This is a genomic window from Halobacillus rhizosphaerae, from assembly GCF_046719735.1.
GTDB classification, from domain to species: domain Bacteria; phylum Bacillota; class Bacilli; order Bacillales; family Halobacillaceae; genus Halobacillus_B; species Halobacillus_B rhizosphaerae.
The window spans coordinates 14,730-40,831 of the sequence record NZ_JAUTWQ010000025.1; the positions used below are offsets into that span (position 1 = coordinate 14,730).

General features: G+C 41.0%; 24 protein-coding genes, 1 riboswitch and 1 other annotated feature. Of the genes, 14 read left to right on the top strand and 10 right to left on the bottom strand.

Features of this window, described 5'->3' with window-relative positions; translation table 11 throughout:
* Window positions 1–68 precede the first annotated feature (68 nt).
* The 3 genes from Q7A53_RS19140 (at window position 69) to Q7A53_RS19150 (ending at window position 4,212) form a co-directional block, all read left to right on the top strand.
* Window positions 69–953, top strand: coding sequence for a carbohydrate ABC transporter permease (locus Q7A53_RS19140; RefSeq protein WP_411790872.1), 885 nt, complete (start codon window positions 69–71; stop codon window positions 951–953).
* A 12-nt stretch (window positions 954–965) separates the two neighbouring features.
* Window positions 966–1,787 (top strand): carbohydrate ABC transporter permease, encoded by an 822-nt coding sequence (locus Q7A53_RS19145; RefSeq protein ID WP_411790809.1) that lies wholly within the window; start codon window positions 966–968, stop codon window positions 1,785–1,787.
* 1,000 nt (window positions 1,788–2,787) lie between these two features.
* Complete coding sequence (locus tag Q7A53_RS19150; RefSeq protein ID WP_411790810.1) at window positions 2,788–4,212, top strand: aldehyde dehydrogenase family protein; 1,425 nt, start codon at window positions 2,788–2,790, stop codon at window positions 4,210–4,212.
* A 578-nt stretch (window positions 4,213–4,790) separates the two neighbouring features.
* Here the strand turns inward: Q7A53_RS19150 and Q7A53_RS19155 are convergent.
* Window positions 4,791–5,243 (bottom strand): hypothetical protein, encoded by a 453-nt coding sequence (locus tag Q7A53_RS19155; protein WP_411790811.1) that lies wholly within the window; start codon window positions 5,241–5,243, stop codon window positions 4,791–4,793.
* A gap of 227 nt (window positions 5,244–5,470) precedes the next feature.
* Window positions 5,471–6,712: a dicarboxylate/amino acid:cation symporter gene (locus Q7A53_RS19160; protein WP_411790812.1), complete on the bottom strand. Its 1,242-nt coding sequence runs from the start codon at window positions 6,710–6,712 to the stop codon at window positions 5,471–5,473.
* 218 nt (window positions 6,713–6,930) lie between these two features.
* On the opposite strand from Q7A53_RS19160, the gene Q7A53_RS19165 reads away from it, so the two are divergent.
* A complete protein-coding gene (locus tag Q7A53_RS19165; protein ID WP_411790813.1) occupies window positions 6,931–8,019 on the top strand; it encodes an NAD(P)-binding protein in 1,089 nt (362 codons plus the stop codon).
* A 228-nt stretch (window positions 8,020–8,247) separates the two neighbouring features.
* Here the strand turns inward: Q7A53_RS19165 and Q7A53_RS19170 are convergent, their stop codons facing one another.
* The gene (locus Q7A53_RS19170; RefSeq protein WP_411790814.1) at window positions 8,248–8,814 is read right to left on the bottom strand and encodes a glycerol-3-phosphate responsive antiterminator; all 567 of its coding nucleotides are present in this window, start codon (window positions 8,812–8,814) and stop codon (window positions 8,248–8,250) included.
* A 278-nt stretch (window positions 8,815–9,092) separates the two neighbouring features.
* Here Q7A53_RS19170 and Q7A53_RS19175 point away from each other — a divergent pair, with 278 nt between their 5' ends.
* The 4 genes from Q7A53_RS19175 to Q7A53_RS19190 all read left to right on the top strand — a co-directional run bounded on the left by Q7A53_RS19175 (window position 9,093) and on the right by Q7A53_RS19190 (window position 14,621).
* Complete coding sequence (locus tag Q7A53_RS19175) at window positions 9,093–9,863, top strand: SDR family oxidoreductase (RefSeq protein WP_411790815.1); 771 nt, start codon at window positions 9,093–9,095, stop codon at window positions 9,861–9,863.
* A gap of 40 nt (window positions 9,864–9,903) precedes the next feature.
* Window positions 9,904–11,358 carry an FGGY-family carbohydrate kinase gene (locus Q7A53_RS19180; RefSeq protein WP_411790816.1) on the top strand — a complete coding sequence of 485 codons (1,455 nt, stop codon included), beginning with the start codon at window positions 9,904–9,906 and terminating at the stop codon, window positions 11,356–11,358.
* Between the two features lie 42 nt (window positions 11,359–11,400).
* The gene (locus Q7A53_RS19185; protein WP_411790817.1) at window positions 11,401–12,843 is read left to right on the top strand and encodes an FAD-binding oxidoreductase; all 1,443 of its coding nucleotides are present in this window, start codon (window positions 11,401–11,403) and stop codon (window positions 12,841–12,843) included.
* Window positions 12,844–13,058: 215 nt separating this feature from the next.
* On the top strand, window positions 13,059–14,621 hold the full coding sequence (locus tag Q7A53_RS19190) for a BCCT family transporter (RefSeq protein ID WP_411790818.1): 1,563 nt from the start codon (window positions 13,059–13,061) through the stop codon (window positions 14,619–14,621).
* Between the two features lie 99 nt (window positions 14,622–14,720).
* On the opposite strand, the gene Q7A53_RS19195 is transcribed toward Q7A53_RS19190, so the two are convergent.
* From Q7A53_RS19195 to Q7A53_RS19205, 3 genes are all read right to left on the bottom strand, one after another.
* A complete protein-coding gene (locus Q7A53_RS19195) occupies window positions 14,721–15,371 on the bottom strand; it encodes an MtnX-like HAD-IB family phosphatase (protein ID WP_411790819.1) in 651 nt (216 codons plus the stop codon).
* Between the two features lie 124 nt (window positions 15,372–15,495).
* A complete protein-coding gene (locus Q7A53_RS19200) occupies window positions 15,496–16,134 on the bottom strand; it encodes a YczE/YyaS/YitT family protein (RefSeq protein ID WP_411790820.1) in 639 nt (212 codons plus the stop codon).
* 202 nt (window positions 16,135–16,336) lie between these two features.
* The gene (locus tag Q7A53_RS19205) at window positions 16,337–17,503 is read right to left on the bottom strand and encodes an iron-containing alcohol dehydrogenase (protein ID WP_411790821.1); all 1,167 of its coding nucleotides are present in this window, start codon (window positions 17,501–17,503) and stop codon (window positions 16,337–16,339) included.
* Window positions 17,504–17,738: 235 nt separating this feature from the next.
* Between Q7A53_RS19205 and Q7A53_RS19210 the strand changes: the two genes are divergently transcribed.
* Together Q7A53_RS19210 and Q7A53_RS19215 are read left to right on the top strand one after the other, a co-directional pair.
* Entirely contained in the window at window positions 17,739–18,473 is a 735-nt protein-coding gene (locus Q7A53_RS19210) for a phosphatase PAP2 family protein (RefSeq protein WP_411790822.1), read from the top strand.
* A gap of 2 nt (window positions 18,474–18,475) precedes the next feature.
* Window positions 18,476–18,640, top strand: coding sequence for a YqaE/Pmp3 family membrane protein (locus tag Q7A53_RS19215; protein WP_411790823.1), 165 nt, complete (start codon window positions 18,476–18,478; stop codon window positions 18,638–18,640).
* A gap of 270 nt (window positions 18,641–18,910) precedes the next feature.
* Here the strand turns inward: Q7A53_RS19215 and queE are convergent, their stop codons facing one another.
* The 4 genes from queE to Q7A53_RS19235 form a co-directional block, all read right to left on the bottom strand.
* On the bottom strand, window positions 18,911–19,639 hold the full coding sequence (gene queE / locus Q7A53_RS19220; RefSeq protein ID WP_411790824.1) for a 7-carboxy-7-deazaguanine synthase QueE: 729 nt from the start codon (window positions 19,637–19,639) through the stop codon (window positions 18,911–18,913).
* Window positions 19,636–20,100, bottom strand: coding sequence for a 6-carboxytetrahydropterin synthase QueD (queD, locus tag Q7A53_RS19225; RefSeq protein ID WP_411790825.1), 465 nt, complete (start codon window positions 20,098–20,100; stop codon window positions 19,636–19,638). Before queD ends, queE begins: the two co-directional genes overlap by 4 nt.
* Complete coding sequence (queC, locus tag Q7A53_RS19230) at window positions 20,100–20,768, bottom strand: 7-cyano-7-deazaguanine synthase QueC (RefSeq protein ID WP_411790826.1); 669 nt, start codon at window positions 20,766–20,768, stop codon at window positions 20,100–20,102. Before queC ends, queD begins: the two co-directional genes overlap by 1 nt.
* An 84-nt stretch (window positions 20,769–20,852) precedes the next feature.
* Window positions 20,853–20,897, bottom strand: a riboswitch (PreQ1 riboswitch).
* 228 nt (window positions 20,898–21,125) lie between these two features.
* On the bottom strand, window positions 21,126–21,758 hold the full coding sequence (locus tag Q7A53_RS19235) for a TVP38/TMEM64 family protein (RefSeq protein WP_411790827.1): 633 nt from the start codon (window positions 21,756–21,758) through the stop codon (window positions 21,126–21,128).
* A 306-nt stretch (window positions 21,759–22,064) separates the two neighbouring features.
* Window positions 22,065–22,282, top strand: a binding site (T-box leader).
* Window positions 22,283–22,337: 55 nt separating this feature from the next.
* On the opposite strand from Q7A53_RS19235, the gene Q7A53_RS19240 reads away from it, so the two are divergent.
* The 4 genes from Q7A53_RS19240 to Q7A53_RS19255 all read left to right on the top strand — a co-directional run bounded on the left by Q7A53_RS19240 (window position 22,338) and on the right by Q7A53_RS19255 (window position 26,097).
* Complete coding sequence (locus tag Q7A53_RS19240; protein WP_411790828.1) at window positions 22,338–23,576, top strand: argininosuccinate synthase; 1,239 nt, start codon at window positions 22,338–22,340, stop codon at window positions 23,574–23,576.
* Window positions 23,569–24,942, top strand: coding sequence for an argininosuccinate lyase (gene argH, locus Q7A53_RS19245; protein ID WP_411790829.1), 1,374 nt, complete (start codon window positions 23,569–23,571; stop codon window positions 24,940–24,942). The genes Q7A53_RS19240 and argH overlap by 8 nt, the downstream gene beginning before the upstream one ends.
* A gap of 306 nt (window positions 24,943–25,248) precedes the next feature.
* Entirely contained in the window at window positions 25,249–25,584 is a 336-nt protein-coding gene (locus Q7A53_RS19250; RefSeq protein ID WP_411790830.1) for a hypothetical protein, read from the top strand.
* Window positions 25,585–25,608: 24 nt separating this feature from the next.
* Window positions 25,609–26,097, top strand: a complete 489-nt coding sequence (locus Q7A53_RS19255; RefSeq protein ID WP_411790831.1) for a DinB family protein — start codon at window positions 25,609–25,611, stop codon at window positions 26,095–26,097.
* Window positions 26,098–26,102 lie beyond the last annotated feature (5 nt).

Here is a 26,102-nt window from a genome sequence, read left to right on the forward strand (position 1 = left end):
AAGAAAAACCTTCTGTGGAACATAAGTATTCGAAACCGCCGAAAAAAAAGAAGCGGCCGAAGCGATACATGAGTAAAGGAATGAAAGAAGGGATCTCGGGCTATGTGTTTATGAGTCCGACAATTTTCACTATTGGTGTATTTGTAGTCATCCCGATTATCTATGCCTTTTATTTATCCTTTAATGATGTGCAGCTGCTCGGCGGTATTGACTATAAGTTTATCGGAATGGAAAACTATGCTCGTACATTGGATGATTCGAGAGCCATGATTGCACTTAAAAATACGGCAGAATATGTGCTGATTGTGGTACCTATTCAGACTTGTCTAGCTTTATTACTTGCGGCAGCATTAAACTCCAATATTCGCGGCAAAAATGCTTTTCGTATTATTTTCTTTCTGCCGACGGTAACATCTTCCGCGGTTCTTACGATTATTTTCATGTGGATGTACAATCCAGATGGGTTGATCAACACATTTCTTAAGTTCTTAAGCCTTCCAACTTATAACTGGCTGGCAGACCCTGATATTGCATTGAAATCGATCATGATCATGAATATATGGGCAACTGCTCCATTCTTTATGGTGATTTATCTGGCAGCAATGCAGGATATTTCCGATTCCGTTTATGAAGCGGCAACCATCGATGGGGCAAATTGGTGGCAGAAATTCCTCTATATTACGGTTCCTATTCTGAAACCTGTTACTTTCTTTGTCGTCGTTATGGGAGTAATCGGAACATTCCAGCTGTTTGATCAGTCTTACATTTTCTCAGGAGGATCAGGCGGACCGAATAATTCGACATTGACAGTTGTGCTGCTAATCTATCAATACGCTTTTAAATCTCTTGATATGGGGTATGCTTCGGCCCTGGCTGTTGTACTTGCCTTCATCATTATGATCGTAACCATCATTCAGAAGAAATTCTTTGGAGAGGAAAAACTACATGATTAAGGGGGGGCACCAATGAAGAAAAATACTTTAACGAAGCTAGTTGTGTATGGAATATTAATTATTTATGCCGTAGTGACATTCATTCCTTTTCTATGGGCGATACTTTCTTCTTTTAAGCCTTTATCTGAAATTGTTTCAGGCATCACATTCTTCCCGGAACATTTCACTTTAAATAACTATACGGAGATCTTTTCAAGACAACCTCTCTTCTTACGGTGGATGTTTAACTCTATATTCATTACAGCTTGTATGGTCATTTTGAATATTATCTTTAATTCTATGGCTGGATATGCTCTTGCACGAGTGAAATTTGCTGGTCGTAAGTTCTGGTTCTTTCTCATCTTAGTTGTGTTGATGATTCCTTTCCAAGTTACCTTAATTCCTAGTTATCTCATTTTGAAGGCATTCGGATGGCTGGATACTTATCAAGGACTAATTATTCCCGGCATGGTCAACGCGACTTTCATATTTATGATGAGACAGTTCTTTCTAAATTTCCCTAAAGAACTAGAGGAAGCTGCTCAAATGGACGGTCTCAGCAGAATAGGGACGTTCTTCAAAATTGTTATGCCTTTAGCTAAGCCTGCACTTGCAGCTCAGGCAGTATTCATTTTCATGTCCTCATGGAATGATTTTATGCGGCCATTGATTATTATGTCTTCCGAAGATATGTTCACATTGACGCTTGGATTAAACTCATTTAAAGGACAGTACATTAGCTTTTGGAATTTAATTATGGCTGCTTCAACGCTTATGACGATGCCCTCCTTATTAATCTATGCCTTCTTTAACCGCTATTTTATAAAAGGGGTTACGTTCACAGGAGGAAAATAATATCCGGACTCTCAAGTTTGTAGCTTGGGAGTTTTTCTATGCTGTAGGAGGTCAAACTCTCTCAGCAACTAACTCTTAGATAGATGAGCGCTTTTATTCTGAAAAACAGTAAAATTCACTTTAAATATTTGGAAATTATTCGACAGTAAAGATGTAATAACAAAAATCTATTTTATTTAAATATCTCTCCAATTAATCCTTACGAGAAAAGAGGAATAAAATTGACGGTATCATTTAATTCTTTTAGTCATCGACTGATGGATAATAATCAAATTACTTCTGGTCAAGCAGCTAGAATGAATAATAAAGTTATAAATGTTAAATCGATTGAATTGGGGCATTAGACTCTGGAGGATGCTGTTGGGCCATTAGAAGAGGGAAGACCGCCACAAAAGCTTTAGGTATCCATTGTAGAACAAGAAGCAAACTCTGAAAAAGATTACTGCCGTCGTAAAAGATGCTGTAAATAAAAATGGAACCTTCTCCCATGGGGTTTAGACAAGTGATAAAGGAAGCATGTTCGATTTGCAAAGGTGATGAAAGGGTACGAGGAAATTCAACAACAACACTTAGGTTCACACTGGAACAAGACCAGCCAAGACCAAACAGATATAAATATTCAGCTGCTGCGAGATGACTGGAATAACTTCGTAAGTAATGTTTCTTCTCTCACAAATTATAAGGTCCATTCGAATAATAGCTTAGTGGTGGACTATAGAGTTTGATGTGGAATGAGCAAAGTAAGAATGCACTGCCTGATGTGAATGCTACGAGTGCAGTTTTGTTGGATTAAGGGTGGCAGAGAATCCATGCCTTATTTATTCTAAGTCGGTGGCATCCATAATTGCTATGAAGCTTCTAGAAGAGTAGAAATATCGACCTTCATTTATACAAAATAAGACTAGATAAACGATCTACATGTTTGAATTGTTCTCAAAAAGGATAAAGTCTAAGCGTGACGGAATTACAATAAATTCTTCTATATAAAAGGAGTTTTATCATGCGTAACTATTTAAAGCATTATATTAACGGAGAATGGGTAGAGTCTACCGGCAACGAAACGGAAGACGTCATCAACCCAGCAACCGAAGAAGTCATTGGAAAAATTAGTCTAGGGACGAAAGAAGATTTAGATAAAGCTGTGAAAGCAGCAAGAGATGCTTTTCCTTCTTTTTCACAGACGACAAAAGAAGAGCGCGTTGAAATGCTTGAAAAAATTGCAGCAGAATATGAGAGACGTAAAGATGATATTGTGGAAACCATTACGGATGAATTAGGATCTCCACTTGAGATTTCTGAAAAAGTCCACTTCATGATGGGATACAATCACTTTTCTCAGGCTGCTGAATCACTTAAAGAATTTTCATTTAAAGAAGATCGCGGCGGTCACACCCGCGTAAAAGAATCGATTGGTGTCAGCGGATTGATTACGCCGTGGAACTTCCCAACGAATCAAACATCTACGAAAATCGCCAGTGCGTTTGCAGCAGGCAGTCCGGTCATATTGAAACCGGCAGAACAAACGCCTTTTGCAGCGATCATTTTGGCTGAAATCTTTGACAAAGTAGGCGTTCCTAAAGGTGTCTTTAACCTTGTGAATGGTACAGGAGAAGTTATTGGTGACGGCATTAGCTCACATCCTGGTATTGACTTCGTTTCCTTCACAGGTTCTGGTGCTACAGGTGAGAAGATTATGAAAAACGCTTCTGAGTCGATTAAGAAAGTAGCTCTTGAACTTGGAGGTAAGTCACCATTGATCATCTTGGATGATGCCGATGTGGAGGGAGCAGCAAGAGCCTCAGTTAGTCATATTGCTAACAATTCTGGGCAGGTCTGCTCCGCTGGTACTCGTACACTTGTCCCTTCCTCTATGAAGAAAGAGTTTGAAGAGGCGGTTAAGAAAGTACTGTCAGATTATCCTGTCGGCGATCCTCGTGAAGGTAATCATATCGGACCGCTCGTATCGAAAAAACAGTGGGACACCGTACAATCTTATATTGAAAAAGGAATCGAAGAAGGCGCTAATTTACTTGTCGGAGGTCCTGGGAAGCCTGAGGGTCTTGAAAAAGGCTACTATGTGAAGCCTACGGTATTTACCGACGTGGATAACCATATGGTAATCGCTCAGGAAGAAATCTTTGGACCGGTCCAAACGATAATCACGTATGATTCCATTGAAGAAGCACTCGAAATCGCCAACGATACGATTTATGGTCTTGCCGGCTATGTTTACGGCAATGACCCAGAAACTCTTCGTAAGGTGGCGTCAGGAATTCGTGCCGGCCGTATCAAAGTTAATGATACAGAAGCAGATTTCTCCTCACCATTTGGCGGATATAAACAATCAGGAATCGGTAGAGAATGGGGTGACTTCGGTATTGAAGAATACCTTGAAGTGAAAACTGTTCTCGGCTATCCTTCTTAAGAGAAAATAACAAAAAGAGTGTCCTGCAGGTTTCTGCGGGACACTCTTTTTTTTACATTTTAATAAGGAAACGCCAAACTTGGAGATTGGCTGAGTGTTCATCTGGGTTTATCCAACCGCAGTTCTTTTACGGATGATCATTCCAATCACTATGAATAAAAATCCCAAAAAACAAAGAATACGTTCATCTGATTGAAATAGGATATAAGTTAAAAGCATATATGTTGAGCTAAACTTTGTCGGGTATAGGAACAATATAGGAATCAATCCGATTACTGTGATAAATGCACCCAAACTAATGAGTATTTTATAGAATATTTTGATTGAGAGCACTCCTTTTTGTGGTTATTTTTTCTTTATGTGTAATACTACACATTATTAATTACTTTTACAACCAAGGCATGAAGATGAAGTTATTAGAATTAAATTAAAGAAGCAGAGTGATACTAGCTTTCATTAGGAATTATAATTATGTATGATATGTATCATCAGAGTTGAAAAAATGGAAAATAAATAAGCTCGTCTTTCTTCAGAAATCGAAGAAAGACGAGCTTGATAACTTTTAAGAGGCTCGTATTCTATAAAATGATCGTATTCTTTAGAGCAGCAATAAGGTGCTCAAAGTCTTCATTTACTTGGTTAGAGAATTCAGGTTTTTTGTAATTTTTTTCTTGAGAGATTGATAACCCTGGCTCGATTAGAAGCGTTCTTCCACCCATAAGTTCAACTTCTAATTTTTTCGGAGGAGTATTGTCTGACATGCTGTAATCCACAAACCATTCTTTTAAGGAAAGGATCCTTTGTGCAAAAAGGGTTTCCTTTGTAACGGCCATGTCTTTTGAAATTCCAAGAATCGTCAGGGTCCGGTCATTTCGGTTTACGATATAAAGTTTTTGTTGTTCCGGAGTCAGCACTTCTAAAGAGCAATAGTTGTCTGACTCAAAAACTTCTTCTGAGAATTCCAAGACAGCAGCTTGACGTAAATTTTCCTGACTAGAAGATTTTAATCTTTCTTTTAGTTCGATGGACAATTCCATTACCTCCTTTATAATACTTGTAGGTAATGTCCCCGTCGCAGAACTTAAGAAAACTTAAATTGGATAAAATAAACAGGAATAACTATGTCTTGAAGGTTTCCCCCTATATAAAGTTCGATTCTCTCGACATAAACTAAAAAATTACGCTAAGAGAATAGTCTTAATGATAGGGAGGCGAATCTATTCTATCTGTCATAAATCATAAACCTCTGGCAGAAATCCTAGTGTTCAGTTCTGATGGATTCATCATTTTTTTCCGAACGGTTGATTACTGCAGCCCCAACAATGTCCCCGATTACATTGGAAGCCGTACCAGCCATTCCAATAATTACATCAACTCCTGCAATTAAAGCAACAATTTCAAGCGGCAGGTTGAACATGGTAAGTACCGCGGAGAGAGTTACGAGTCCGGCAGCCGGAATACCAGCCGTACCAATGGATAATAGCGTACCTACGAGCACGATGGTTAAGAAGTCCATCGTAGAAAGGTCCAGTCCAGTAACGTTCGCTGCAAATACGATTGAAACACCCATACGGAGCGCTCCGCCATCCGAATTGAAAACCGCGCCAATCGGTAAAGAAAAGTTAGCGATCCGTTCGGATATTCCTGCTTTTTTAGCAGACTCGATGGCCACGGGAAGAGAGGCAATGCTGCTGGACGTAAAGAAAGCTGTGGAATAAGCTTCTCTTGTATTACGGAAAAATTCTCGTATCCCCATTTTAGAAAACTTGATAAAAGAAGTGTAGACAAGCATCCATAATAGCAATACACCTAAATAAAAAACAGCTGTAAAAGACAGCAAGGAGCGAAATGTTTCCCAGCCCTGATTCCCGAACGAAGAAGCACTAATTGCAAAAATACCAATCGGTGCGTACAGTAGAATTCCTTTTAATAATAAAAAGAATAAGTCATTCCCAGCCTGAAACAACTGATAAAGGCGGGTGCCGGATTCCCGCAGCTTATTTTCATTGGAATGTCGCATTGTATTTAATCCAAGACCGATAATGATGGCAAGAAAAAGAATGCCCATCAGCTTTCCAGAACTAAAGGACTCAAATAAATTACTAGGGACAATATTCAGTAAGATGTCTGAAAAAGCAGGAGTTTCGGGTTTTTCCACTTTAGCGGAAGGAAGAGTAAGCCCTTGGCCAGGGTTGATCCATAAGGCGAGGATGACTCCTATCAATACCGCAGCTGCCGTAGTGACTCCATAATAAACCAAAAGCTTACCACCGACCCTGCCCAAATATCCGGGTTTCATCTGATTAATCGCTAATACGACAGTTAAGAAGATTACAGGAATTGCGATTAAATTAAGCAGGTTTATAAGAATGGTTCCCAGAGGCTTGATGGCCTGGGCGTCTTGTCCGAAAATTATGCCGGCTAGTATTCCCAAAAGGAATGCTAGTGTCATTTTTAATAAGAAAGAAGAATTTTTGTATGTAGACCAAATTTGTTTCATAACATCACCCTTTTTACTTTAAGATAATCTTATTATAAAAAGAATTCTGTTCAAATTGCGAATGTGAAGTCTTTTGCAGCCTGCTAAGAGTGATTTGATCTAGGTGAAGTGGTTAAATAAGAGTGAAAAACAGGAGTTGAAATCGTTGACCTCTCAAGTATAAGATTCGCTTAGTTTAAGATACTAATACGCAATCACTTTAAATAGGAGGCAGGAAGATGAAAACTGCAATTATCGGTGCGGGGTTATCAGGTCTGGCTTGTGCTTTAACTCTTGAAAAATACGGACATCAAGCAGAGATTTTTGAAAAACGGCAAATGGTTGGAGATCGATTCGTCATCGCTGAAGCCATGTTTTCCATGTTACATACTCCTATTGATGATGAGATTAGATATTTATCTGATACACACGGAATTCATCTTACTCCTTCAAGTAACATCCAAAAAGTATTCTGTTACTCTAAAAATGAGTCTGCGTGCCTTGATGGATCTATAGGTTTTACCAATATGAGAGGGAAGCATCCTGACTCCTATGAGAAACAGCTCGCGGCCCAGTTGAATAGTACGATTCATTATAATCATAATGTTCGTTATGATGACGTGAAAAACGACTACACACATGTCATTCTGGCAACAGGTGATGCCTTAGATACAACCCAATTTCAACCCTATGACGTAGCTTATAAAGCAAGCTTTAAAGGGGCAGTTCTAGCAGGGGAGTTTAATCCAACTGAAGCTCATACTTTTTTTAATAATGATTTTGCACCCAAAGGGATGGCTTACTTACTTCCTCATTCCCAATCTGAAGCTTCTCTAGTTCTCGCTTATCCTCAATATTCTGAAAATGAAGACCTGGATAAAGAGGAACTGTGGAAAATGTGTTACGAAGAATGTTCTAAGATACTGGATCAAGATTTTAAAATCATGCATGAATACTCGATTAAAGACTATCGGATCGGTAAGATAGAGCATGCCAGGATAGGTAATACCTTCTTCGTAGGAAACTGCTGGGGTGCCATAACTCCAGTCTTTGGATTTGGCCAGTTTGAATCAATACTAACCGGCATTTATGCTGCCCAGGATATAGCTGGATACGGGGATTATCAAAAGCTGGTTGAACCATTATCACAAGGGTATCACGATTCTCTTTCGCTTCGGCGGACAATCGAAAAATTTGATAATCACAAGCTTGACTTAATTATCAAATCATTGAATAATAAGGCGCTCGAGGGCATAATCACCAATAAAAATATCAACTTTTTTAAACTAATCAGCCGTCTGGTTCACCCTTTCAGCCGGCATGCATAAAGATAAACATTAAGAGAGGTTTTTCGCTGATAAACTGAAATTAAATCATTTTATCTTTTTTTGGGTAGATGGAATAGGAAAGTACAATTCTTTCATATGAGTGATCCGAAATTTATGTTATTAAAAGGTGAGAAACAAGAGAGGGAGCAGGGTAGGAACACAATCAAAAAGGTGCTAGTAGTTTTTGTATTGTGTGACCCTGGAGATGATGTTTGTGAAAACGAAGAATTACATGTACCATACTTCGTTATTCGAGGTGGAAATAGCAATGGCACCTGCTTGCAACGCTGTCACAACGTCTTCTTTTTCGCAAACAAGACCGCTTGCTATGATGGGGGTATCTATTTTATCTCTGACCCACCCAATCGCTTTTGACATCCCGCCAGGAAGGATTTCGATAAAGTGAGGGTTTGAATTGGCTACTTGTTTATCCATACTGTGAAACGAGAAGGAATCCACTAGGAAAAAGCGATGGATGGTATAGAAACCGTACGTTCTTGCAGCATGTACCATAGGTGCTTTGGTACTGATAATTCCGTCTGCTTCTGTGTTTTCTTTAAGAAACTGCAAAGCTACTTTCTTATTAGACGCTCCTTCGAGTAAATCAACATGAACAAAAGCGATTTTTCCTTGTTCTTTCACTTTTTTTACAATTTCACCCACATTAATAATGTCGCTGTTTAAGATGAAGATGATATTGCAATCGGTTGTAATAGCTTCCTTCAGTCCTTTCTTGTCCTTGACTGCGGCGATGATTGGGTTCTCTTCCAGAACTTCTTCGATATTTACTCTCATAACAGTCTCCTATTCTATACTCGATGGGGATATTATATATTAGTTTTTGGAAGAATTAAAGATACACGGGTTGGCAGAGTTTAGGAGAGCTTTTTCCTAATTAAAGAAAATGAGCTGACCCGGGGATGCGGTTGACAGTTTTGCAAGACCACCTTATACTGATAACTATTCAAAGTTACTAGAGCCGAGAGAAAAGTAACTTCCCTTTGGGGGAAGTGTGCTTTTCTCTCTTTTTTTTGCTTTATTTTAAGCAAAGAACCAGGAGGTAGATTAGGAGTATGTTGGATTTTTCGATGGATTATTTTTCACTGAAAGGACAAACGGCGCTCGTCACAGGAGGGAATTCTGGGCTGGGGCAGGCCTTTTCACTTGCTTTAGCAAAAGCAGGAGCGAACCTGTTTATCCCGAGCCTTTCTGATGACGATGGAACAACCCGCGCATTAATTGAACAAGAAGGAGTTTCCATGGAATTTATGAAAGTGGACATCACTGAAGAAGGAGCTCCTAAGCGAGTGATCGAAGCTTGTCAGAAAGCGTATGGTTCTGTGGATATTGTGGTGAACAGCGCTGGCATGAATAATGTAGCTGCCTTTGAAGATTTCGGCAGGGAAAAATGGGATCCGATGATCAATGTCAATTTAACGGCTGCCTTTGAGGTGAGTCATGAAGCGGCTAAAACGATGGTGCCGCAGCGCAGCGGAAAGATCATTAATATTTGCTCGATGTTCTCCTTTCATGGCGGTCAGGGTTCTCCTGCTTATGCAGCTACAAAGCATGGTCTGGCGGGATTGACCAAAGCTTATTGTGATGAACTGGCGCAGTATAACATTCAGGTTAATGGAATCGCGCCAGGATATTATGCCACTGATCTTACGGAGACGACGAGAAATGACCCGGATAAAAATGAAAAAGTAGTCGGTCATATTCCTGCAAACAGGTGGGGAGAAACCGAGGACCTTATGGGGACGACGGTTTTCCTTGCAAGCAAAGCTTCCGATTACGTAAATGGTCATATTCTTGCCGTTGATGGGGGCTATTTAGTCAGGTAGATCGTTCCAACTACAAACGAAAAGGAAATGTGATAACGCCATGAATGAGAAATACTTAATAGGAGTAGACTTGGGTTCGCAAAGTGCGAAAGTAGCGATATTTGATTTAGATGGAAACGTCGTGAGCGAAGGGAAAGAACGTTTAAGGCCGACGAACCTGCCAGCGCCTGGGAAGGTAGAACATCCAGATGATGATCTTTGGGATTCCGTGGCTGCGGCAAGCAGGGAGGCGATGACCCAGTTTACCGGCCATCCAGAGTCTATTGCTGGAATAGGACTGTGTACAATTCGATTCTGCAGAGCCCTGCTTAAAGAGGACGGGACGCTCGCCGCTCCAGTAATGAGCTGGATGGATGAACGAGTCTCCCAGCCCTATGAACATACTCAGCCAGACGTGAAGTATGTGACCACCTCATCCGGCTATATCACGCACCGTTTTACAGGAGAATTCAGGGATACAGCTGCTAATTATCAAGGGATGTGGCCGATTGATACGGATACGTGGGATTGGAGTGAAAGCGACCGCATCATAGATGAATTTAAGATTCCAAGGGAGATGTTGTTTACACTGCAAAACCCGGGCACAGTACTTGGCCGAGTTACCAAAAGTGCTGCTGAGGTGACAGGTATTCCAGAAAATATACCCGTCGTGGCCACTGCTAATGATAAGGCTGTGGAAGCTTTAGGGTCTGGTACATTAAGCGAGAATACGGCTCTTGTTTCCCTGGGCACCTATATAGCTGGAATGATTCATGGGAAAACCAACCCAAAGAATGTCAATCATTTTTGGACCAATTTTGCTGCTATGCCTTATGAATATTTGTATGAAAGTAACGGAATTCGCAGAGGTATGTGGACCGTCAGTTGGTTTAAAGAACTGCTTGGGAAAGAGCTGGTGAAGAAGGCAGATCAACTGGGGATGTCTCCTGAGGAATACTTGGATATGGAAGCTCAAGAGAATGTGCCCGCTGGAAGCGATGGCCTGATGACGGTTCTCGATTGGCTGGCTCCACCGGATCAGCCGTTTAAAAAAGGGATGATGATTGGGTTTGATGGCAGGCATACGAGAGCCCATATCTATCGTTCTATTTTAGAAGCCATTGCCCTTACGATGAAAACGCATGTGGAGGCTATGTGCAAAGAGCTGGATGCGGATCTTAAAGATATAGTTATTACAGGCGGGGGATCAAATGGAGATTTGATGATGCAGATCTTTGCCGACGTGTTCGGACTGCCGGCAAAACGTAATGTAATCAATGGAGCAGCGAGTCTAGGGGCATCGATCAATGCTGCTGTTGGTTTAGAACTGTACTCGAGTTATGAAGAAGCGATCGAACACATGGTGAAGATTCGCGATACGTTCCATCCAGAATCGGATACTCATGAGTTTTATGACCAGTTGAACAAGGAAGTCTTTCAGCAGATTACCGCAAGTACAGATGGAGTATTAAAAAGATCTTATGATTTATTTCGTTCCTGGGATTCTAAATCATAAAGAAGTTTAGTAAATAAATATTTTTCATAAAGGAGTTAAATCATGACATTAACTAGAGAACAAATCGTAAATGATGTTAAAGAAATTTTATCTGAAAAACAGGTCATTACAGATGAAACGGTATTAAGAGAAAACAGTGCAGATCGCTTTCGTAAGTATGAAACCATCCACGGGGTGTACACGCAGCCGATGCCCGCTGCGATCGTAAAAGTGAAGTCCGCTGAGGAAGTTTCTCAAATTCTCCAGTATATGAATGAAAACAAGCTCAATGCAGTTCCTAGAACAGGGGGTTCAGCAACCGAAGGCGGTCTGGAAACGACGGTTGAAAATTCTCTAGTTATCGACGGGTCAGGCATGAATGACATTGTTAGTATCGATTCTTACAATATGCTGGCCACGGTTAAATGCGGTGTGCCCCTGGAAATATTAGAGGATCAGCTTCGTGAGCAAGGATTAACGACCGGGCATTCGCCGCAGTCCAAACCTCTTGCTCAAATGGGCGGGTTAGTGGCCACAAGAAGTATCGGTCAGCTCTCTACTTTATACGGCGGCATTGAAGATATGGTCGTGGGCGTGGAGGCTGTCTTTCCTAACGGCGAAATTACTAAAATTAAAAACATTCCCAGACGCGCGGCCGGGCCAGATATTCGCCATGTGATTATCGGAAACGAAGGGGCTCTTTGCTACATTACTGAGGTTACCGTGAAAGTCTTCCAGTACCAGCCGGACAACAATCAATATTATGGCTATGTACTTGATCACATGAAAACTGGGTTTGAGATCCTTCGTGAAGTGATGGTTCAAGGATATCGTCCTTCTGTCGCTCGTTTGTATGACCCGGAGGATGCTGCAGATCACTTTAGTTTTTCTGAAGATAAGTGTGTTCTTATCTTTATGGCAGAAGGACCAAAACCGATTGCAGAAGCTACCGGACAGGCGATTGAAGATATCGTAGCTCAATACGGAGAAAGTAAGCGGATTGAGAGCCATCTTATTCAGAATTGGTTTGAAAACCTGAACTGGGATCCTTCAAAAGTGGAAGAAGAAAGACAGGAAATCAAGGAAAAGAACAATATTGGTTTTACAACTGAAGTTTCTGGAGCATGGGGCGTCATCAATGAGATTTATGAGCGCTGCATCACCCGTGTACGTGAGGAAATTCCTCATATTACCATGCTTGGCGGACATTCATCTCATAGCTACATGAACGGAACCAATATGTATTTCGTATATTATTATGATTTGGTTGACATCAAACCTGAAGAAGAGATTACTAAATATCATTACCCTATTAACAAAATTATTGTTGAAGAAACGATTAAAGCCGGCGGGTCCATGGTCCACCATCATGGTGTCGGAAAGCATCGTACTCCATGGATCAAAGAAGAATACGGTTCTTCCTATTACATTCTGGAAACCTTGAAAAAGGCGTTTGATCCAAATGGAATTATGAACAAGGGCACCATTTTTCCTGATGATAAGTAAAGATCTATTTAAGTCCTAAAGAAGTAGAGTAAGGAAGCGGTGATAGAATCCTATGGCCGCTTTCTGCTTTCCTTTATAAAAACAATTGAAATTTTGTGAAAGTATGGTTTTTCGTATTTTCGTAGCAACAATTAATGAAAACGGTTACATAATTAGGCCGTTTATTCACAATCGCTAAATACATCTATTGATAAATACTAATAAGGAGGTAGAACGTGAAAAAGCTAAAACTTAATTCCATTCGTCCGCTCGTATTTTTGCCTGCTTTTATCCTGCTCTTAATTACCATTATTTTAAATTTTGTCAATTATGATTGGTTTTTAAAGGTCACTACAGGGGCTAAATCCTTTATGACCCATGAATTAGGTTGGGTATTCAGTATTGCAGGTGTCGTTAGCGTTATTCTAGTCAGTTTAGCGTATTTCTCACCGCTTGGAAATGTACGAATTGGTGGAGAAGACGCTAAACCCTTACTGAAGAAACAAACGTGGTTTGCGATCACCTTAACAACGACGATTGCAGCTGGTATTCTGTTTTGGGGAACGGCTGAGCCGATTTTTCATTTATCAAACCCGCCCAAATCGCTGGGAATTGAACCAATGTCAGCAGATGCTGCCAAATTTGCTATGGAGACGTTATACCTGCACTGGACCTTTATCCCCTATGCTTTCTACTCTGTTCCTACTATCGTCTTTGCGTTTGCTTATTACAATATGAAGCGCTCGTTTAGCGTAGGATCTCAAATTTCTCCTGCCATGAAAAATCTTAATCAAAATAAGATTAAAGTAGTGGTGGACGCGGTTATTCTATTCGCAGTTTCAGCCGCAATTGCTTCTTCCTTTGGCACTTCCGTTATGAATATGGGGGGAGGAATTTATTCACTCTTTGGAATAGATAATGGCAAAACACTTTGGATATTTATTACCATTATTGGTACTATTGCTTTCATTATTTCCTCTAGTACAGGACTGTTGAAAGGAATACGAGTGTTAGCCGACTTTAATATTTACTTATATTATATAATCATAGCGGCTTTGATCATTTTAGGCCCGACGGTATATATGTTCGCTGTTGGAACCGAAAGCTTTGGTGGTTTCCTATCCCACTTCTTTGAAAAAGCCTTATTTACCGGGGAGGCGGCCCATGATGATTGGGCAAGCGGATGGACGACGTTCTATTGGTCTAATTGGATGGCGTGGGCCCCTGTAACGGCGGTATTTCTGGCAAGGATAGCTTATGGATATACGGTCAAAGAAGTGATCATGATGAACTTTGTTATTCCTGGATTTTTTAGTGTTCTATGGATGACTGTACTAGGTGGATCAGCGATTAACTTCCAAATGACGGGGCAGGTAGACCTCGTATCGATCCTCAATGAGCAGGGGTCTGGAGCTGCAGCATATGCAGTGTTAAATCATCTGCCATTTTCCGGTATTTTAATTGGACTATATTTGCTTGCTGTGATGATTTCCTTTATAACAGCTACGGATTCTACAACCAATGCTATGGCCAGTATTAGTTCTACCGGGATTACCGAAGCCTCTCAAGAAGCCCCTGTATTTATTAAAATCACCTGGGGTGTGATTGTAGGAGCGGTGGCTTTGATTTTCATTTCCACTCTTGGAATTGATGGGATTAAAACTCTTTCCTATCTAGGAGGGTTCCCTGCTCTGTTTTTAGGGATTTTTAGTATCCTTTCGCTTATCTTTATCATGAGAAATCCTGGAAAGTTTGATCGGGTTTCAAAAGCAGCTAATAAACAAAAAAATGTCAGCTAGAAAGAATTCATTTTACCAAAAAAACCCGAACCTTTGAATGGTTCGGGTTTTCTGCATATAGTATCTAATAAAGGTACCGCTCGTCCTTTGTTTTTACAGTTAGGAAATGAATCCTCTGCGCCTTAATTCGTTTTCCACTTCCTTAAAGCTGGTCATAGGAATGAAAGGAATATTTCTGTCTTTTAAAAGGTCCTGCAATTCTTTCTTAGCAAATGTAAGGTCTGCATAGACTGCAGGATGGGAATCCGGTTCACTATCACCGGCGTAATGAATCGTCTCATACTGCTCCTTTAATTCTTGGACCACTTTTGATTTATCGATGCCATACTTCTCCGAGTAGTGACGGTGCTCTGGATCGATGTTCAAATGAATGTTCTTGTTGTGATAATAACCTTCGTTCGAAAGTACCTTCACATTTTTAATCTTATATTCTTTCAGGAGATGATTAATATAATAGTCTGTTCCCGCACTTAAAATGTAAAAATCTCCGCCATTATCCTGGACGGTTTGAATAAAGGAAGGGACATGTTCATCAATAGGAATCTGCATGATTTCCTTAATGATTTCCTCTTCGTTCTGATCGATGGAAGCAAATACCTTGCTGAGGAAATCAATATTCTTCATGCGGCCGGCCTGCCAATCCTTCATTAAATCTTCCCCGCCAGAAAAATGATTTTCTATCACGATGGAGTAAAAGTCTTTATGTGAAATTGTTCCGTCAAAATCGGAAACAAAGGCCCACTTCTTCATATTGTATTCCTCCTAAATATAGAATTTCTATTCATTGTAACTGACTTCGTATAACTGAACTACAATTAAGCATTCTTAGATGAAGAAAGTGACTGATTTAATTAGATCAGCCACTTTCTTCATATTACATGACGGGTTCATATTTCTTTTGATAAAGGGGATGGAACAGATAATAGAATGGATATTCGAATGTATAACAGTATTGAATAATGGGTCCTGCAAATAAAACACCTGCAGCAGTTCCAATCCCAACTGGGCCGCCGATTAAGAGTGCGGTCGTCGAAGTCGTCATGGCTACTAATGTCTGACTCATTCGTAAGCTGAGTTTGAATTTTTGTGCGATGGCCAGAAATAATTGGTCCACTGGAGCCCTTGGGAGCTGGGGTAAGATATAAATCGATACGCCGATCGCACTGAATCCAACACCTAACAATAATGTGACAAGCTGCACTAGAAATGGAGAAGAAGCTAAGCTGACGTTCTTAAATACAATTTCCAGCCAAAAATCGAGAATTACACTTTCTAAAACAAGTGGAAGTACAGCACGGAATTCAGGTTTTTGCTTGATCAGCCATCCGTTTATAAAAATAAACAGAAGCTGAAATAAAGCATACCAGATTCCGACTGTAAAACCGAAGCGATCGGACAACCCGACGAATAAGGCAGTCCAAAAACCTGCCCCCAGGGTAGCTTTTATTAATAGGGAAACACCAAAAAAGTTGATGAGCATTCCCATAATATAAATAGTCATTCGGTAAAACATAAACAACCTCATCTTTCACAGGCAAATACAACTGAATAGAAGAGCCAAATTTTATTATTAGGCCATTCTATTAGCCTGATAAGCTATGGTCAATGAGATTTTATTAAAAAAAGTAAAGAAATATTGAGCAATTGAATTGATCTATCATATAAAAAATGGCCCTGATTAAACCAGGACCATTTTTTACTACATTGTGATGAACTTAAATGGTAACTTTCTGTCCATAATAGGCTGCAGTGAATAATTCTTTCATTTGGTCTACGGATGTTTCACGAGGATTGGTACCTGTACAAGGATCTTCTACAGCATTCGCTGCCATTTGATCTACGTGTTCGTTAAATAATTCTTCAGAAACACCGAATTCTTCTAGCGTATTCGGTACATCCATTTTGCGATTTAAGTCGCGCACCCACTCAATAAGTGAATCTACTAATTCTTCGTCAGTATTTCCGGAGAGTCCGATCCTTCTTGCTAATGCTGCGTAGCGGTCTTCTACTACGCTGCGGTTGAACTGAATGACGTAAGGTAAATAGATAGCATTGGCACATCCGTGTGGGACTCCGAAAGTTGGACCGCTTTTATGGGCGAGACTGTGAACATTACCTAATACAGCATTCGCAAAGGCCATACCTGCCATAGCTTGTGCATAGTGTACTTGTTCGCGAGCTTCCTTATCTTCATTGTAGGAAGCAAGGAGATTATCATTTAAAATTTCAGCTGCTTCAATAGATAATGAATTGGTAAAGGTTGTGCGCGGCTTCGCAACATAAGCTTCAATACTGTGAGTTACCGCGTCCATGCCGCTGTAAGCAAGTACATGCTTAGGCATAGACTGTACCATGACTGGATCAATAATGGCTAAATCAGGGGTTAATTCGAAATCAGCCAGTGGATATTTAACACCTGTTTCAGAATCTTTGATTACAGATAGATTAGAGATTTCTGAAGCTGTTCCGCTTGTTGTTGGAATCCCAATAAATCTTGCTTTACTGCGAAGCTCTGGAAGGTTAAATGGCTGAGACATCTCTTCAAACGTTAATTCAGGATGTTCATAAGAAATCCATAATGCCTTCGCGGCGTCCATTGGTGAACCGCCACCGATCCCGATAATCCAATCCGGCTGGAAATCTTTTACGACTTGAAGGTGATCCTGGACCATTTGAGTAGATGGTTCTTCTGTGATTCCTTCTATTACTTTTATATCGATTTTCGCTTCTGAAAGATTTGATTGGATTTTATCGAGGTTGCCATTTTCTTTAACAGACCCTCCTCCGATGACTAATAGTGCTTTTTCACCTTTTATAGACTTCAATTTATCTAATGCATTTTCTCCGAAATAAATATCTCTTGGTATAGTAAAACGATTCATTTGAAATACCTCCTGTTAGTTAGTACAAATGTTCAAGTTATGCTGCATTTCAATTGTTAAGCAGCACATATTACGACTGCATTCACCGTTTTACCAATGATTAAACATCGGGACCGGTTAAGTCCAGCCTGACGGAAGACCAGATAAGAGGATCAACCTGTTTTATCTGCTTATCATTAGGGAATTACATACAAACTAGAAGACAAGATTGAATTGATCGCAGGAGGTTGTGGGTATGCTATTCTCAGGTACAAAAATATCTGATATCTCCAAGGCATCTATTTTTATTATCCTTGGAGGATTTATAGCTGTAGGCGGAGCATTTTATTTGTTTTACCAGCTTGCAGAGGACGTCTTAGAGCATGAAAAGTTTGCCGTCGATCAGGCGGCTGTTAATGTTGTAAAATATATTCAAGCTCCTTGGCTGCAGAATGTGGCAGGTTGGGTTACGGAAACGGGGTCAGTGATGTGGCTGTCGGTCGGCTCTGTATTGCTAATTCTGTTACTGTTTTTCTTCACCAAGTATAGTAATTGGGTACCGGTCTACTTTATTATAAACATGGCTGGAATTAGTGCCCTGACTAAAGTGATGAAATTAATTTTTGAAAGGAAACGACCAGAAGTTTTAGCTCAGTACGATGGGACAGGGTTTAGCTTCCCTAGTGGTCATTCCACGGGGTCTATGGTGTTTTATGGGTTTATTATTTATTTAATCGCTATCAGCCCATTAAACAAGAAGACTAGATACACGATTAATGTTCTATTAGGTTTATACATTTTGTTAGTAGGGTGCAGCCGGGTTTACTTAGGAGTGCATTATTTAACAGATATTCTTGCTGGCTTTTCATTTGGGCTAGCCTGGCTTGCGATCTGTATTGCTTCTCTGGAAATTACAATGTGGAACCAGCGGCGCACCAGTGCTCATAAAGAGATGGAAAACACGACATTGATGGATCGGAGGAGTGAATAAGGATGTTATATGTATTAGCTATTTTCGTACCGCCACTTGCGGTATTATTTACTGGAAAACCATTGAAGGCATTACTAAACTTGCTGCTTACGCTCGTTTTCTATGTGCCGGGAGCGGTTCACGCTGCCGTTGTTGTAAAAGAGCATTATGACGGAAAAAAACTGTAAAGAATATAAAAAATCCGAACGAGGATGGAGATAATCATGATTCCATCTTTGTTCGGATTTTTTCGTGCATGAGGCAAGATTTTCTAGACGTTCCCCACTCCTTCAGGCGAGGTAGTGTCATTTTGTTCTATTAAACCCACGTGTAAGGGAAGGGAAAATCACCGTACCAGCGTAGTGTATTTCCGGAGCGGTCCTTCGTAAACTCCTTTACTTCCCATGGCCCGTCTTTAAATGTGGGGGATTTTCTTATACCTCTGCCTCGTCTGTGCTTTACACGCCTCGCTTGTTTCCCCATACGAGCGCATGAACTTGCGGGAGGACACGAACACGATTAAGCCTGGAAGAAGCAACCACCTGATCAATCAGCCATTCATATTTATCCAGCAGTTCGCTGGCAAGGGTGGCTGGTTTACTTTCTTCTAAGTCATCGTTGCCGACTTGCAGGAAAAAGGCAACATCTGGATAACGCTCGTGTACATCCTCGGCATATGCAAGATCTGTTTCATCGAAAATCACAACTTTAATACTCGTGTTTGTGAGCCGTTGGTGATCTCGTAATTGCTGGATAATACCATCAAGAATGTCCCAGTTGGTATTCATTTTAGAGCTTGGAGGCTTTGGAGAGATCGTTAAATCGTCAATTTTGGGAAACCAATCCTGCCAGCGGCTTCCCTGCGTTTCTAAGGCGACTTCAATGCCTTGCTGATGCAGCGGAGTAATAAGTTCATCTAGTTTAGCCAAGAGAGCTGGGTTTCCTCCAGAGATCGTCACATGATCAAATTGAGTGCCGCCAGTCTCTTTTAACCGTGCTACGATTTCATCAGCAGTGAGACGTTCGATTTCATCTTTTGCACTTCCGTCCCAGGTAAATGCCGAATCACACCAGGCACAGCTGTAGTCACAGCCAGCGGTCCGGACAAACATTGTTTTTCTGCCTACTACCATACCTTCCCCTTGGATGGTAGGGCCGAAAATTTCAAGAACGGGGAATTTGTTCATTGCTCCATCCACTCCCGTCTCGCTTCGGCATAGCTTGTCGGAGTTTCATAAAGCTTCACAAATTCCACTCTAAGCTCAGCGTCCTTGAGAGCTTCTGCCATTTTCTCATAAATCCAGACCACCATATTTTCAGCTGTGGTATTCATAAGGGGGAGTGTCTCATTTAAATAGCGATGATCAAGGTGAATTTCGATTTGTTCTTTCCAAATAGTTTTAATGTCTCCAAAATCAATCACCAAACCGATTTCATCGACAAATCCACTAATGCCAAAAATCACTTTATACGTATGACCATGAAGGTTTTTACATTTCCCTTCATAGGCATGCAGGTGATGAGCCGCGTCAAAAGAGAACTCCTTACTAACCAGCACCCGTTTCTTGTGGTATTTCAGTTCCTCGCGTTTAATATCTTCGTCCATTTTCTGCAGATTTTCTACGATGGTAAATCCGTATTGCTGCATTACTTATTCACCTCTTCAAGCTGCTGTAAATAAGTTTCTAATCCGTTCTGGCGCAGTCTGCAGGCAGGGCATTCACCGCAGCCATCTCCACGCACCCCGTTGTAACAGGTTAACGTATTCTCACGGACATATTGAAAGGCGTCGAGCTCATCCGCAAGCTCCCACGTCTGCCCTTTATCAAGCCACATGAGGGGAGTATGCACCACGAATTCATCATCCATAGATAAATTGAGGGTGACGTTTAGTGATTTAATAAACACATCGCGGCAATCAGGATAGCCGCTGAAATCTGTTTCGCATACTCCTGTTACGACATGTTTGGCTCCAATTTGCTTGGCAAGAATGGAGGCAAAGGAGAGGAATAGCAAATTCCTTCCCGGCACAAACGTAGAAGGGAGCTCCCCGTCTTCTCCATCTTGCACTTCAATGTCATCTCTCGTTAATGCATTCGGTGCAAGCTGGCTTAGAAGTGACATATCAAGCACATGATGCTTGACCCCCAAGTCTTTCGTAATTTCCTTAGCAACTTCTATTTCTTCATTATGACGCTGATTATAATCAAAAGTGACAGCCTCAACTGATTCATATTTTTTTAACGCCCAGAATAGGCATGTTGTACTGTCTTGACCGCCGCTGAAAACGACGACCGCTTTATTATTTTTTTCCATAAAAAAATTCTCCTTTCCATTGAAAAAGAGAATTCTACTCACCCAAAAACATAAAAAAAACCATACCTAAGGTCAGGTATCGTTCCATCCTTAGTTTTTTATAGAGGGTGTAGCTAGAACCTCTCCTGCTTCATTCGCAGACTTATATTCGTATAGGAGTCATTATAGCATATTAAAACAGGGAAGGAGAAGAAGAAAATGTCTCCGCTGAACAAGACTGAGAGAAAATAGAGCACGAGGAGGCACACCAGCCGCCCGCGAAAAGCGGAGTGTGTTTCCGGAGCGGTCTGCTAGCGTAACCCTCTGTTCTTCCCTTGAAGTTCGTTGATTCCTTCTGTCCCTGCCTGATTTAATTGCCTATGCACTTTTACGAAGGTCTTTAATTTCCTCCTTAAGCTTCTCTGTGTTGTATTTTTTACTCACATTCTTTTTCATCATAATTCCAAGAACAACCAGGAGAATGATAATGCCTGCTAATATTGTAAGGTTCATCGGCTTAAGTGAAAGCAGACTGGAACCGAAGAAACCAAGCATAAGAGATCCTGGAAGCGTTCCAACCGCAGTAGCTGCTATATACTTCCATGGTGTCACCTGTGTTTTTGCACAAATATAGGTGAGTAAATCAAAGTTAATGGCTGGCAGCAGACGCAGCATGAGCACTGATTTAAATCCATTCTTCTCAAGTTCAGATTTAAGAGCGCTCACATTTTGCTTGTTTTTATCCTGAATATGAATTTCTTTACTGAAATATTTCAGTGCAAAGAAAGACGCCGTTCCACCAAGTACGGTCCCAATTACAATATAGACAGAACCCATATAAGGCCCGAATACGATGCCGCAAGCGACTGCGAAGATTGATAATGGAATAAGGGTAAAGGGGCGGATGGTGAAGATAAGAAGAAAAATAATCGGAGCCCAGAATCCAAGGTCTTCCATCCAATCTGCCACATTTGAAGGTTTTATATGGAAGAATAATTTATTTAATAACACGAGAATTCCTGCTATTCCTAGAAGGAAAATAATTTTGATTATGTGACTTTTGAGCTTACTGCTGTTCATAGAACCTACCTTTCTACTGCTCGTTTGACTACTGCATTAAGAGTTTGATGATTTAGCCAATAATACCTATTTCCACTCAAGGAGTGGTTTGAAACAATGGATTGCGAATATAGGAGATTTCTTTCCCATACTGCTTCCTGAAAGATTTTTAGATTTATTTTATTTTTTTGTTCAAGAAGGTGTTGACATCTTTGAATGGTTTTGTATAATTATAATCAATTATTAATAAAAATACATTTACATTCAAGGACGAAGAAAGTACGTAAGGAATGAATCTAAAAGCGAGCCGGGGTTGGTGAAAGCCTGGAGATTTGCTCTTGCGGAAACGCACTTCTGAGATGTTCGGTGAACGTTAGTAGCCAGAACCGGGAGCTCCCGTTAACAGTTTCGAGTTGGTCTATAAACTAGACAATGAGAGTGGTACCGCGGATTTAAATGACACATCCGTCTCTTACACGTTAGTAAGAGGCGGATTTTTTTAATGGATAATAACTAAGGAGGCAGCTTGTTATGACAAAACCTAAAGTAGTATTAGCGTATTCTGGTGGACTTGACACTTCCGTATCTGTGAAATGGATTCAGGAGAAATATGGGTATGATGTAATTGCCCTTGGATTGGACGTAGGAGAAGGAAAAGATCTCGAAACGATTCGTCAAAAGGCTTTAGACGTTGGAGCCATTAAAGCGATTATGGTAAATGCAAAAGAATTGTTAGCTGAAAATTATTTAATGCCTGCGCTGAAGGCGAACGCTTTATATGAAGGGAAGTATCCTTTATCTTCAGCACTCTCTCGTCCGCTGATCTCTAAACTTTTGGTGGAAGTCGCTGAACAAGAAGGCGCTGTAGCCGTTGCCCATGGCTGTACGGGGAAAGGGAATGACCAGGTTAGATTTGAAGTTTCAATTCAAGCGTTAAATCCAGAGCTTGAGGTTATTGCTCCTGTAAGAGAATGGGGCATGTCCCGGGATGAAGAAATTGCTTATGCCGAGGAAAAAGGGATCCCAATTCCGGTGAATCTTGATAATCCTTTCTCTATCGATGCCAACATCTGGGGTCGTGCATGCGAAGCGGGAGTACTTGAGGATCCGTGGGCGGAAGCTCCAGAAGCTGCCTATGCATGGACGAATCCGATTGAAAACACACCGGATCAACCAGAAATATTGGATATTGATTTTGAACAAGGAATACCGGTCTCCTTAAATGGTCAACCCATGAACCTTGTTCCTCTCATTGAAAAGCTGAACGATTTGGGCGGCAAACATGGTGTTGGACGTATTGACCATGTTGAAAACCGTCTCGTCGGGATTAAATCAAGAGAAGTGTACGAGAATCCTGCTGCGATGATTCTCATTAATGCTCATAAAGAACTGGAATTCCTAACCTTAACGAGAGAGGTTTCACAATCGAAAGCGAATATTGATCAACAGCTGTCTAAGATGATTTATGACGGACTCTGGTATTCACCACTGCAGCCGGCGTTATCCGCCTTTGTTGAAGAAACTCAAAAGGTTGTCACCGGGACGGTGAAGGTGAAATTATTCAAAGGACATCACAATGTGATTGGTAAGAAATCTCCTTATAGTTTGTATAATGATGCGTTATCCACGTATTCCAAGCACGATGCCTTTGATCATAACGCAGCGGTTGGCTTCATCAAACTATGGGGACTTCCAACCAAGGTTCATGCGGATGTGCATAAAGCAGAGGGAAAAGCACCAGCGAAAGAGCCGGTGAGTGTGAATGAGTAAGCTGTGGGGAGGACGTTTCACTAAACCAACCAATAAACTGGTCGAGGAATATACGTCCTCGATCAGCTTTGATAAAAAATTGGCCCTGCATGACATTCAAGGGAGCTTTGCGCATGTTGAAATGCTGGGCAAATGCGACATTATTTCTTTAGATGAAGCAGCACAGATTAAGCAGGGGCTGGAGATTGTCCAGAAAAAAATTAAAAATGATGAAGCAGAATTTACTGTAGCGGATGAAGACATTCACATGAATATCGAAAAGCTTCTTATTGAAGAAATCGGTCCCGTAGGTGGCAAGCTTCATACTGGCCGAAGCCGTAATGATCAAGTGGCTACGGATATGCACCTGTATCTTCGTGAAAAAACAAAAGATTTAATTCATCTCGTAGAAGCGGTTCAATCCGCCCTCGTTGGGCAGGCAGATACTCACGTGGAAACGATTCTTCCAGGATACACCCATTTACAAAGAGCCCAGCCGGTCTCATTCAGTCATCATCTGCTCGCTTACTTCTGGATGTTTGAACGTGATAAGCAGCGGTTGCAGGATAGTATAAAGCGGATCAATTGGTCTCCGCTCGGGGCCGCTGCCCTGGCAGGTACCCCTTATCCGATTGATCGCGAGATGACCGCAGAAACGCTAGGTTTTGATTATGTTTATCCTAATTCGCTAGATGCCGTCAGCGATCGGGATTTTATTTTAGAATTTCTATCGATCTCATCTATTTTAATTACCCATATTTCCCGTTTATCTGAAGAATTGATTCTCTGGAGCAGCCAGGAGTTTAATTTCGTAGAGCTTGATGATGCCTTCTGCACTGGTTCAAGTATTATGCCGCAAAAAAAGAACCCGGATGTACCTGAACTGCTGCGCGGAAAAACCGGCCGTATTTATGGGAATTTAATGGGGTTGCTCACTCTCTTGAAAGGACTGCCGCTTGCTTATAATAAAGACATGCAAGAGGACAAGGAAGGGATGTTTGATACAGTAGAAACGCTGGATGGTGCGCTTTCACTGCTTGCTCCTATGCTTGAATCAATGGAAGTGAAGCAGGCAAACATGAAACAAGCCGTCCAAGAAGATTACTCTAATGCGACCGATATTGCTGACTATCTAGCCGTCAAGGGACTTCCTTTCCGTCAAGCGCATGAAGTGATTGGGAAAATCGTGCTGTATGCCATTGAGCAGCAAAAATATTTACTTGAATTAACGATGGATGAATACAAAGGCTTCTCAGATTTATTTGAAGAAGATATTTATGAAAAACTAGCCCCCGATCATGTGGTAGCTGCTCGTAACAGCCAGGGAGGAACAGGCTTTGACCAGGTTTATAAGCAGCTTCAACTGGCGAAGGAACATATAAACTGATCTTGAAAAAGCTTCTCTAAGGAGGAGCTTTTTTGATGCCTTGTTCTAAGTCATCACCTTCCAGAGGGGGAAGGTGATGACTTAGCCCGAAGAATCTAACCGCTCACCTCCACTTTTAATATATCCAGTTGCAGCGCCTAGACACTCGAGACATAAGTTCATCGCCTCTGTGACAAAGACCGTCACGGCGCCGCTGTACTTATGCTTGTCGTGTCTATCAAGGCGCCTCCACTATTAATTAAATGTTTTGTTTTTTTGAAATGGGCTATTATAAAAGTACTAGCTATTTTGAAGGGATTGGTAGTTATGTCTAAACATGTTGAGGCTTATTTTAAGACGGAGAATGATGCGGAGAGTGCTAAAGCGGAGCTGCAGTCACTTAGGACAGAGAATGAGTTAGTTGAAGCGATACCTGAGGATGCAAATTTAACTACTTCTATTATTCCATTGGGCGGGGCGAATCAATTTGGAGCGGGAGCTGGTGTAGCGGGTGCGTTAGACCCTGACGATGAAGCGGCGCCTGGTTCAAATGACGAGCATTTGACTCATCTTCTGCATTTTCAAATTCACGAGGAGGACTTTGATCAAGCACTGCATATCATTCAAAAACATCAAGGGCATATGGATCAATCTCACCTCTAATCTGCAATACTTAGGAGTGGAAAGATGGAGGAACATGCAATTTTGAATAAGAAAGAGGAAATTATTGACCATTATGAACAGTCCTTAACATGGGTTCATTCTTTAACGGATATGACGGATGAGAATTGGCGCTTGCCGATTAGTCCTGGTAAATGGAGTGTGGCAGAAGTGATTCGTCATCTTGTTGCATGGGACAAATTCGTGCTGAACGAAAGGCTACCCTATATCTTTACGCAGCAGAAAATGCCTGTAGCTCCAAATTCGGAAGTGATTAATGCTCAAGCAGCCATTCAAGCAAGAGATGAAGAAAAAAGTGATACGATCGAATCCTTCTGTGATACCCGACGGTTACTGCTTCAGGCTATTTCACATTTTGAGGTAGAGGAATTCACTCAAGACGTTCATATGCGTTCAAGAACAATCACGCTTTATGACTATTTTATTGAGTTGAAAGAACACGATGATCATCATATTAATCAGATTAAAGAATTGCTGGAGATACCGCCTGAATAATGGTG

What these genes read in the sequence shown, in the direction of transcription:
- Q7A53_RS19140 (WP_411790872.1), top strand. Translation starts at nt 69, where the DNA reads ATGAGTAAAGGAATGAAAGAAGGGATCTCGGGCTATGTGTTTATGAGT.
- Q7A53_RS19145 (WP_411790809.1), top strand. Translation starts at nt 966, where the DNA reads ATGAAGAAAAATACTTTAACGAAGCTAGTTGTGTATGGAATATTAATT.
- Q7A53_RS19150 (WP_411790810.1), top strand. Translation starts at nt 2,788, where the DNA reads ATGCGTAACTATTTAAAGCATTATATTAACGGAGAATGGGTAGAGTCT.
- Q7A53_RS19160 (WP_411790812.1), bottom strand. Translation starts at nt 6,712, where the DNA reads ATGAAACAAATTTGGTCTACATACAAAAATTCTTCTTTCTTATTAAAA.
- Q7A53_RS19165 (WP_411790813.1), top strand. Translation starts at nt 6,931, where the DNA reads ATGAAAACTGCAATTATCGGTGCGGGGTTATCAGGTCTGGCTTGTGCT.
- Q7A53_RS19170 (WP_411790814.1), bottom strand. Translation starts at nt 8,814, where the DNA reads ATGAGAGTAAATATCGAAGAAGTTCTGGAAGAGAACCCAATCATCGCC.
- Q7A53_RS19175 (WP_411790815.1), top strand. Translation starts at nt 9,093, where the DNA reads ATGTTGGATTTTTCGATGGATTATTTTTCACTGAAAGGACAAACGGCG.
- Q7A53_RS19180 (WP_411790816.1), top strand. Translation starts at nt 9,904, where the DNA reads ATGAATGAGAAATACTTAATAGGAGTAGACTTGGGTTCGCAAAGTGCG.
- Q7A53_RS19185 (WP_411790817.1), top strand. Translation starts at nt 11,401, where the DNA reads ATGACATTAACTAGAGAACAAATCGTAAATGATGTTAAAGAAATTTTA.
- Q7A53_RS19195 (WP_411790819.1), bottom strand. Translation starts at nt 15,371, where the DNA reads ATGAAGAAGTGGGCCTTTGTTTCCGATTTTGACGGAACAATTTCACAT.
- Q7A53_RS19200 (WP_411790820.1), bottom strand. Translation starts at nt 16,134, where the DNA reads ATGTTTTACCGAATGACTATTTATATTATGGGAATGCTCATCAACTTT.
- Q7A53_RS19205 (WP_411790821.1), bottom strand. Translation starts at nt 17,503, where the DNA reads ATGAATCGTTTTACTATACCAAGAGATATTTATTTCGGAGAAAATGCA.
- Q7A53_RS19210 (WP_411790822.1), top strand. Translation starts at nt 17,739, where the DNA reads ATGCTATTCTCAGGTACAAAAATATCTGATATCTCCAAGGCATCTATT.
- Q7A53_RS19215 (WP_411790823.1), top strand. Translation starts at nt 18,476, where the DNA reads ATGTTATATGTATTAGCTATTTTCGTACCGCCACTTGCGGTATTATTT.
- queE (WP_411790824.1), bottom strand. Translation starts at nt 19,639, where the DNA reads ATGAACAAATTCCCCGTTCTTGAAATTTTCGGCCCTACCATCCAAGGG.
- queD (WP_411790825.1), bottom strand. Translation starts at nt 20,100, where the DNA reads ATGCAGCAATACGGATTTACCATCGTAGAAAATCTGCAGAAAATGGAC.
- queC (WP_411790826.1), bottom strand. Translation starts at nt 20,768, where the DNA reads ATGGAAAAAAATAATAAAGCGGTCGTCGTTTTCAGCGGCGGTCAAGAC.
- Q7A53_RS19240 (WP_411790828.1), top strand. Translation starts at nt 22,338, where the DNA reads ATGACAAAACCTAAAGTAGTATTAGCGTATTCTGGTGGACTTGACACT.
- argH (WP_411790829.1), top strand. Translation starts at nt 23,569, where the DNA reads ATGAGTAAGCTGTGGGGAGGACGTTTCACTAAACCAACCAATAAACTG.
- Q7A53_RS19250 (WP_411790830.1), top strand. Translation starts at nt 25,249, where the DNA reads ATGTCTAAACATGTTGAGGCTTATTTTAAGACGGAGAATGATGCGGAG.
- Q7A53_RS19255 (WP_411790831.1), top strand. Translation starts at nt 25,609, where the DNA reads ATGGAGGAACATGCAATTTTGAATAAGAAAGAGGAAATTATTGACCAT.